Source organism: Marinobacter sp. (genome assembly GCF_046484525.1).
Classification (GTDB): domain Bacteria; phylum Pseudomonadota; class Gammaproteobacteria; order Pseudomonadales; family Oleiphilaceae; genus Marinobacter.
Window position 1 is genome coordinate 66,715 of sequence record NZ_JAWOIS010000086.1, and the last position, 8,394, is coordinate 75,108.

Sequence of the window (8,394 nt, forward strand, 5' to 3'; positions counted from 1 at the left end):
TTTGTGTGCTGAACGGAATTTCACTCGCGTCTTGACGGGGTGCTGGCTTACCTGGTTCATGGGTGGCTGGCTGAGATTGCATCGCAGAACCCGCGACCTGATCCGGATAATACCGGCGTAGGGATTGAGACCAGATGACCTAAAAACAGTCCAGCCCGAGTGGCATTGACTGCCCATGCAGGCTCCGTCATACGCGACCCGAACCCTCAGTCCATTTACCGGGAGCGAATAATGACCGACCTGCCATCCTACCTCAGCGATTCCGCCAGAGTTGATTCCGCCGCAATCAAACCGTTACCAAGCTCACGAAAAATCTACGTGCAGGGTAGCCGATCCGATCTCAGGGTGCCCATGCGGAAAATTACTGTGGAAGATACGCCTACTGAAATGGGCGGCGAAAAGAACCCTCCGGTGGTCGTTTACGATACCTCCGGCCCGTACACCGACCCCGAAGCGAACATTGACCTGCGCAAAGGCCTGGAGCCGATCCGCGCCGGCTGGATCTCCGAACGGGGCGATGTTGAGCAGCTGGAAGGCTACACCTCGGAGTTCACCCGCCGCCGGATGAAAGATCCGCAACTGGACCCGCTCCGGTTCATGGACGAACGCAAACCCCTGCGGGCCAAACCGGGCAAGAACGTGTCCCAGATGCGCTATGCCCGCCAAGGCATGATCACCCCGGAGATGGAATACATCGCCATCCGCGAGAACATGAAGCTTCAGGAAGCCCGTAACCAGGGCCTGCTGGATCAGCAACACCCCGGCCAGTCCTTCGGTGCCAACCTCCCGGCGGAAATCACCCCGGAATTCGTCCGCGACGAAGTGGCCCGCGGCCGCGCTATTATTCCTGCCAATATCAATCACCCGGAAATTGAACCGATGATCATCGGCCGCAACTTCCTCGTGAAAATCAACGGCAATATCGGCAACTCGGCGGTCACTTCCTCCATCGAGGAAGAAGTAGAAAAGCTTACCTGGGGCATCCGCTGGGGCGCCGACACCATCATGGATTTGTCCACCGGTAAGAACATCCACGAAACCCGGGAATGGATTATCCGCAACTCCCCGGTCCCCATCGGCACCGTGCCCATCTACCAGGCCCTGGAGAAAGTCGGCGGCGTGGCCGAAGACCTGACATGGGAAATCTTCCGTGACACCCTGATCGAACAGGCCGAGCAGGGCGTGGACTACTTCACCATCCACGCCGGCGTGCGCCTGCATCACGTCCCGCTCACAGCGAATCGCGTTACCGGTATCGTCTCCCGCGGTGGCTCCATCATGGCCAAGTGGTGCCTGGCCCACCACAAGGAAAGCTTCCTGTACGAGCACTTCGAAGACATCTGCGACATCATGAAGGCCTACGACGTCTCCTTCAGCCTCGGCGACGGCCTGCGCCCCGGCTCCATCGCTGACGCCAACGATGCCGCCCAGTTCGGCGAACTGGAAACCCTGGGTGAACTCACCAAAATTGCCTGGAAGCACGATGTCCAGTGCATGATTGAGGGCCCGGGCCACGTCCCCATGCATCTGGTGAAGGAAAACATGGACAAACAGCTGGAATGCTGTGACGAAGCCCCGTTCTACACCCTCGGCCCGCTGATCACCGACATTGCTCCGGGCTATGACCACATCACCTCCGGCATCGGCGCCGCCATGATCGGCTGGTATGGCTGCGCCATGCTTTGCTACGTCACACCGAAAGAGCACCTGGGCCTGCCCAACAAGGACGACGTGAAAACCGGCATCATCACCTACAAGATCGCCGCCCACGCCGCAGACCTGGCCAAAGGTCATTCCGGCGCCCAGATCCGCGACAACGCCCTGTCCAAGGCCCGTTTCGAGTTCCGCTGGGAAGACCAGTTCAACCTCGGCCTCGATCCGGACACAGCCCGCGCCTACCACGACGAAACTCTGCCCAAGGACTCCGCCAAGGTGGCTCATTTCTGTTCCATGTGTGGACCCAAATTCTGTTCAATGAAAATCTCCAAGGAAGTCCGGGATTACGCGGCAGAGAACGGGTTGGACGAGATTTCCGCGATTGACGCCGGGATGCAGGAGAAGTCCCGCGAGTTTGTGGAGTCCGGCGGGAAGCTTTACGACAAGGTCTGATAGCTTGGTGCTCTGGTTCGCAGGACTGTGACTTCTAGGTTGGAGCCCGGTGGGTGGCCCGGTTCAGGACACGCTCCTGACGGCCCATCCCTGGGGCGCTTGGGCTCCGCCATCCCTGGCTCCGCACAGTCCTGAACCGGGCCACCCACCGCGCTCTTCCAGACTCACGGGAATTCGCATTGGGAAACCGGAAAATCTAGAAGCGATAGGGCCTTGTTATCTATGTGGCATGGACTCTACTTATGCTTTGCAGGGCGTTCGATCGGGTGAATCGGGAAGCGCCTCCCAAAACTGTGCGGAGCCATGGATGGCGGAGCTCAAGCGTCACAGGGACGTGCCGAAGGAGCGTGTTTTGGGAGGCGCTTCCCGATTCATCCAGCCCCCGCAACTATCAGGCTGGGTCAGGAGCAGAAAGGCCAGATCGTGAGCTTGCAGGAAGCCCCAACAACCGGCTATCGTTCAAAGTCGATTACCAACCGGGGTGAACGATGACCGAACCGTTCCAGTTCAAAGCCAGCGACGTCAAAGTCGAAAAACGCGAAACCGTCTTCCAGGGCTTCTTCCGCATGGACAAGCTCTGGCTGACCCACCCGCGATTTGACGGCCGCGACATGCCGGTATTTACCCGGGAACTCTTCATCCGCGGCGACGCCACCTGCGTGCTGCCCTACGACAGCGACCGGGACGAAGTCGTCCTGCTCGAACAGTTCCGCCTCGGGGCCCTCGGCCGCGGACAGTCCCCGTGGTTGCTCGAGCTCGTGGCGGGAATGAACGAAGACGGCGAAACCCCCGAAGAAGTGGCCCAACGTGAAGGCCAGGAAGAGGCCGGGCTCACCTTCAGCCAGCTCGACAAGATCTGCGATTACCTGGTCTCTCCGGGCGGCAGTACCGAAATGATCCACCTGTACTGTGGCCACATCAGCACCAGAGATGCCGGCGGCCTCTACGGTATGGAGCATGAGCACGAGGATATCCGGGCCCACGTTGTTGCTGCGGACGAAGCCATAGCCATGATCCACGATGGCCGGATCAACAATGCTGCCGCTATCATCGCGCTTCAATGGCTTGAACTGAACCGTTCAAGGCTCCGTAAAGGAAAGCAGTGATGACCGAGTGGACCATGAAACCCAAGCGCTACGTGCCGGATCTCCGGCAGCTCGGTGCCCTGTACGACGGCAATTACCAGCGCCTGAAAAAGTTGCGTCAGCTGGAAGCCGATGGCAAGCCGGTGTACGAATTCGAGTTGCACCGGGAGAACCAGTACCTGGGCCGGGTCCGGATCAAGGTCCTGCAGACGGCCCGATTCACCGAAACCCTGCTGTTGGAACAGGTTCACAACTCCGGCCGCTGGCTGAACAATCCCCAGATGACTGTGCGTGTGTATCACGACGCCGCCATGGCCGAGGTGATCAGCTGTTACCGGGACCGCCAGATCGCGCCGGTCAATGATTATCCCAACCGCTTCATGCATCACCCGGACGAGAAGGTTCAGGTGAACGGCTTCCTGGCTGACTGGCTGGATTACTGTCTGCGCTTTGGCCATCTGCCCATGGAGTACGCCGCCTGGCCGGCCGGTGAGGGTGTGGACTGACGGTCTGCTGCGGATGTGTCATAGTTGTCAAAAATAGCAATATGTTGACGACGCCTGGTGGGAATGTGACTCCGGTTGCAGATGCCGGTGACCAATTCTGAAGCGTTCGTCGTACACTTGTCCCTGTTTCAAGTGGTTGCATCAGGCTTAACAGGTTCGCCATGACCAGACCGGACGAGGCCCGCGCCTTGCGGGTGCTCCAGATAACAGACCCCCACCTGATGGCCCGGAAGGACGGTGCCTTGCTGGGCGTGAATACTCGGGACAGTCTCGTGGCCGTGGTCGATGAGGTGTTGCAGACCCATGGCCAGCCGGACCTGATTCTGGCCACCGGCGACCTCGCCCAGGATGCCTCCGAACAGGCGTATCGCGTTTTCGGTGACAGTCTTTCCTCCTTCCACTGCGTTTCCGCATGGCTGGCCGGCAATCACGACGACTCAGGCATACTCAACCGGGTCGCCAGAGACTATCAGGCCGATCGCCGGCAGATTCTGCAGGGCGGCTGGCATTTTGTACTGTTGGATTCTTCCGTTCAGAGCAAGGTTTATGGTGAGCTGGAGGAAAGTGAGCTGGCGTTTCTCGATCGTGCGCTTTCCGGGTACCCCGACACCCCGGCGCTGGTTGCGCTGCACCATCACCCCGTGGATATCGGGGCGGATTGGTTGGAGAAAATCGGGCTCCGCAATCGCGACGCCTTCTGGGCTGTGATTGACCGCCATCCCCAGGTGCGGATCGTGCTGTGGGGGCATGTCCACCAGGAGCATGAAGAAACCCGGAACGGGGTGCAGCTGCTTGCCACACCCTCCACCTGTATTCAGTTCACCTCCGGTGCCAGGGACTTTTCCGTAGAGCCACTGGCTCCTGGTTACCGTTGGTTCGAACTCGAGCCGGACGGCCACTTCAGTACCGAAGTTCATCGCGCCCGAGCCTTCGAGTTCGAACTGGACCAGAAGAGCTCCGGCTACTGAGTTACCGGTTCGCCGTTCTCGACCGGTTGTTTCAGTCTTTGCCTCAGCTCTCTGGCTGCCACGACCATGGCTCGGAGCGCCGGTTGCACCTCCTGCCACTGCCGGGTTTTCAGGCCGCAGTCCGGATTCACCCATAGCCTTTTCACCGGAATCCTCTCAGCAGCTTTTTCCATCAGCCCAATGATTCCCGTCTGCTCCGGCACGTTGGGTGAGTGGATGTCATAGACACCGGGGCCAATGTCATTGGGATACTCGAAGTTCCGGAATGCATCGAGGAGCTCCATATCGGAACGGGATGTCTCGATCGTAATGACATCGGCGTCCATCCGGGCAATGGCTTCGATAATGTCATTGAACTCCGAATAGCACATGTGGGTGTGAATCTGTGTCTCATCACTGACCCCATTGGCAGCAATCCTGAACGCGTTGATGGCCCAGTCCAGGTAGTCCTGCCAGTCAGATTTCCGCAGGGGCAATCCCTCCCGCAGCGCAGCTTCGTCAATCTGGATGATCCGGGTGCCGGCGCTCTCCAGTTCCTGCACCTCTTCGCGGATGGCCAGGGCCAGCTGCCAGCAGGTTTCCGCCCGGGGCAGGTCGTCCCGGGCAAAGGACCAGTTGAGCATGGTGACCGGGCCGGTGAGCATGCCCTTGACGGGCTTGTCGGTCAGTGATTGGGCGTACCGGATCCAGTCTACTGTCATGGCTTTTGGTCGGGTGATATCGCCAAACAGGATGGGCGGTTTGACGCACCGTGAGCCATAGGACTGTACCCAGCCGAATCGGCTGAAGGCATAACCATGCAGTTGCTCCCCGAAATACTCCACCATGTCATTCCGCTCTGCTTCGCCATGAACCAGGACATCCAGGCCCAGGGATTCCTGTTCGCGGATGCAGTGGGCAATCTCCTGCTTGATCCGGTTCAGGTACTCTTCTTTGCCCAGCTTCCTGACCCGGTACTGTTTCCGAACCTGCCGGATGTCGCCGGTTTGCGGGAAGGAGCCGATCGTGGTGGTCGGGAAAAGGGGAAGGGGCAGGACCTTGCTCTGGAGCTCCCGCCGCGTCCCGAACGCACTGTTTCTTTGGCCCAGCTGCGGGGTGATACGGGACATGGCCTCGCGGAGCTCCGGATTGCGGGTTTTCGGCGAATGCCTGCGAGAGTCAATGGCGATGCGGTTGTCCTCAAGCTCCCGGGCAACGCTTTTCCGGCCATGGTTCAGGGCTTTGGCCAGGGTGGTCAGTTCCCCGAGTTTCTGGCGGGCAAAGGACAGCCACTGACGGATTTGCGGATCGAGTTTGTTTTCGGGTTCCAGGTCGATGGGAACATGCAGCAGTGAACAGGACGGGGCCAGCCATAGCCGCTCGCCCAATCGAGAATGTAGTGGTTCCAGCCAGTCCAGAGTGGCATTGAGATCGGTTTTCCAGACGTTACGACCATTGATCGCTCCCAGAGACAGCACTTTATGAGGTGCCAGCCAGTCTGCCAGCCGGTCGGCTTCAGGTCGGGCGGCCACGGCATCCAGATGCACGGCGGCCACCGGCAATTCGCAGGTAAGCTGGAGGTTTTCCCGCAGCTGGCCGAAATAGGTGGTCAGCAGGAGTTTCGGCCGGGCTGCCTTGAGGTGGTGGTAGGCGAGGCTGAAGGCATGGCGCCACCGATCGTCCAGTTCGGTGACCAGGGCAGGCTCATCCACCTGTACCCACTCTGCACCGGCCTCGGCGAGTTGGTCGAGCAGGTGGCCGTAGACGGGAAGAATTCGCTCGAGCAGTGCCAGGGGGTCGCTGCTGTCCTTGGATTTGCCCAGCCACAGGTAGGTCACCGGGCCGATGATTACCGGTTTGGCAGGGAAACCCTGTTTCTGAGCCTCATCCAACTGGGCCAGTATCCGGCTGCTGTCGAGCCGGAATTCCGTGTCCTGGTGAAACTCCGGGACAATGTAGTGATAGTTGGTGTCGAACCACTTGGTCATTTCGCCGGCCTGGGTGCCGCAGCAGCTATCGTCACTGGCGCCTCGGCCCCGTGCGGCCCGGAAATACCGGTCGAGCGTGTGCCCGCCCGGCTTGCCCGCGCGCTCAGGCAGGTGTCCGAGGGTTTCGCTCATGTCCAGTACCTGATCGTACAGTGAGAAATCGCCTACCGGGACAAGATCCAGCACCTGCTGGTCCTGCCAGTGGCGACGCCGCAGGTCGCTGGCGGTAATCTCCAGCTCCTCCTCGGTCAGTCGGCCCTGCCAGTAGGCCTCCAGAGTGAATTTCAGTTCCCGTTGCCCGCCTATTCGGGGGTAGCCCAGTGAGTGAGTGGTAACCATTGTGTGCTCCTGACGTCTGAATTGTGCTTCGAGTAAGAGTTGGTCAGGGTAGGCCGGTGATCGCATGAATAAAAATGGTATTATTTCAGTAATCCATGAAATAAATTCACTATTCATATGTTGGCCTATGATTGATCGACACCATCTCGAGATTCTCCGTGCTGTTGACCGCGACGGCTCTTTGACGGCGGCGGCCGAGTCCCTGCATCTCACGCAGTCAGCACTTAGTCACGCCATTCGCAAGCTGGAGCGTTACCTGGACACACCTCTGTGGCTTCGGGATGGTCGGCAGCTGCGACTGACTCAGGCCGGAGACTATCTGTTGTCACTGGCCAATCGGCTGCTACCCCAGCTCGAGCATGCCGAACAGGTAATTGGCCAGTTTGCGAGGGGGCAGAGGGGCACGCTCCGGATTGGCATGGAATGCCACCCGTGCTACCAGTGGTTGCTGAAAGTGGTGGGGCCCTACCTCGAGCGCTGGCCGGATGTGGACGTGGATGTGAAACAGAAATTCCAGTTTGGCGGGATCGGCGCCCTGTTCGGGCATGACATCGATATGCTGGTGACGCCGGACCCGCTGCACCGGCCCGGACTGGTGTTTGAGCCGGTGTTCGATTACGAGCAGGTGCTGGTGGTCTCGCGGGATCATCCCCTGGCAAATCAGGTTTTCGTGCTGCCCGTCGATCTGGAACGGGAGACACTGATCACCTATCCGGTGGAGGTGGAGCGGCTGGATATCTATACCCGGTTTTTCCTGCCGGCTCACAGCGGTCCGGCCCGCCACAAGGCCATCGAGACGACGGACATCATGTTGCAGATGGTTGCCGCTGGTCGGGGGGTCTCTGCGCTGCCGAAATGGCTGGTGGCAGAGTATGCCGAGAAACTCCCGCTGGTTCCGGTGCGTCTGGGAGCAAAGGGGTTGCCGAAGCAGATTTTTCTCGGCCTACGTGAACGGGATTGTGAGGTTGATTACCTGAATTCGTTCATGAACCTGGCCCGGGAGGTTCGCTGGGGCTAGGTTCATGCGGTAAACTGCGCGAAAAATTCAACAGGAAACACAATCATGAGTGATATCCCCGCAGACCTGAAATACATTGAGACTCACCAGTGGGTGCGGGTGGCGGATGATGGCACCGCTACCATAGGTATTACCGATTTTGCCCAAGAGCAGCTCGGCGATGTGGTCTACATCGGTGTGCCGGATGTGGGTGTGACGGTCAACGGTGGTGAGGAAGCCGGCGTGGCCGAGTCGGTGAAGTCGGCTTCGGATGTGTTCAGCCCGGTGACCGGTGAGGTGATTGCGGTCAACGAGAACCTTGAGGATGAGCCGGAGCTGGTCAATGAGGATCCGTATGGCGATGGCTGGATGTTCAAGGTGAAGCTGGAGGATGCCGGTGAGCTGGATGGCCTGATGGATGCC

7 protein-coding genes and 1 riboswitch are annotated in these 8,394 nt (G+C 59.4%); of the genes, 6 read left to right on the forward strand and 1 reads right to left on the reverse strand.

Annotation, left to right across the window (positions count from 1 at the left end):
• Positions 1–25: 25 nt before the first annotated feature.
• Positions 26–141: riboswitch (TPP riboswitch) on the forward strand.
• 90 nt (positions 142–231) lie between these two features.
• The 4 genes from thiC (at position 232) to cpdA (ending at position 4,668) form a co-directional block, all read left to right on the forward strand.
• Positions 232–2,109: a phosphomethylpyrimidine synthase ThiC gene (gene thiC / locus R6W86_RS17100; protein WP_410330555.1), complete on the forward strand. Its 1,878-nt coding sequence runs from the start codon at positions 232–234 to the stop codon at positions 2,107–2,109.
• Positions 2,110–2,597: 488 nt separating this feature from the next.
• The gene (locus R6W86_RS17105; protein WP_410330556.1) at positions 2,598–3,215 is read left to right on the forward strand and encodes an NUDIX domain-containing protein; all 618 of its coding nucleotides are present in this window, start codon (positions 2,598–2,600) and stop codon (positions 3,213–3,215) included.
• A complete protein-coding gene (locus tag R6W86_RS17110) occupies positions 3,215–3,700 on the forward strand; it encodes a DUF1249 domain-containing protein (RefSeq protein WP_410330557.1) in 486 nt (161 codons plus the stop codon). The genes R6W86_RS17105 and R6W86_RS17110 overlap by 1 nt, the downstream gene beginning before the upstream one ends.
• A 161-nt stretch (positions 3,701–3,861) precedes the next feature.
• Entirely contained in the window at positions 3,862–4,668 is an 807-nt protein-coding gene (cpdA, locus tag R6W86_RS17115; RefSeq protein WP_410330558.1) for a 3',5'-cyclic-AMP phosphodiesterase, read from the forward strand.
• On the opposite strand, the gene metE is transcribed toward cpdA, so the two are convergent.
• Positions 4,662–6,974 carry a 5-methyltetrahydropteroyltriglutamate--homocysteine S-methyltransferase gene (metE, locus tag R6W86_RS17120; RefSeq protein WP_410330559.1) on the reverse strand — a complete coding sequence of 771 codons (2,313 nt, stop codon included), beginning with the start codon at positions 6,972–6,974 and terminating at the stop codon, positions 4,662–4,664. The two genes, cpdA and metE, sit on opposite strands and share 7 nt — an antisense overlap.
• 127 nt (positions 6,975–7,101) lie before the next feature.
• On the opposite strand from metE, the gene R6W86_RS17125 reads away from it, so the two are divergent.
• On the forward strand, positions 7,102–7,992 hold the full coding sequence (locus R6W86_RS17125; protein ID WP_410330560.1) for a LysR family transcriptional regulator: 891 nt from the start codon (positions 7,102–7,104) through the stop codon (positions 7,990–7,992).
• A 45-nt stretch (positions 7,993–8,037) separates the two neighbouring features.
• Positions 8,038–8,394: glycine cleavage system protein GcvH (gcvH, locus tag R6W86_RS17130; protein ID WP_410330561.1), on the forward strand; the 357-nt coding region annotated here is incomplete at its 3' end.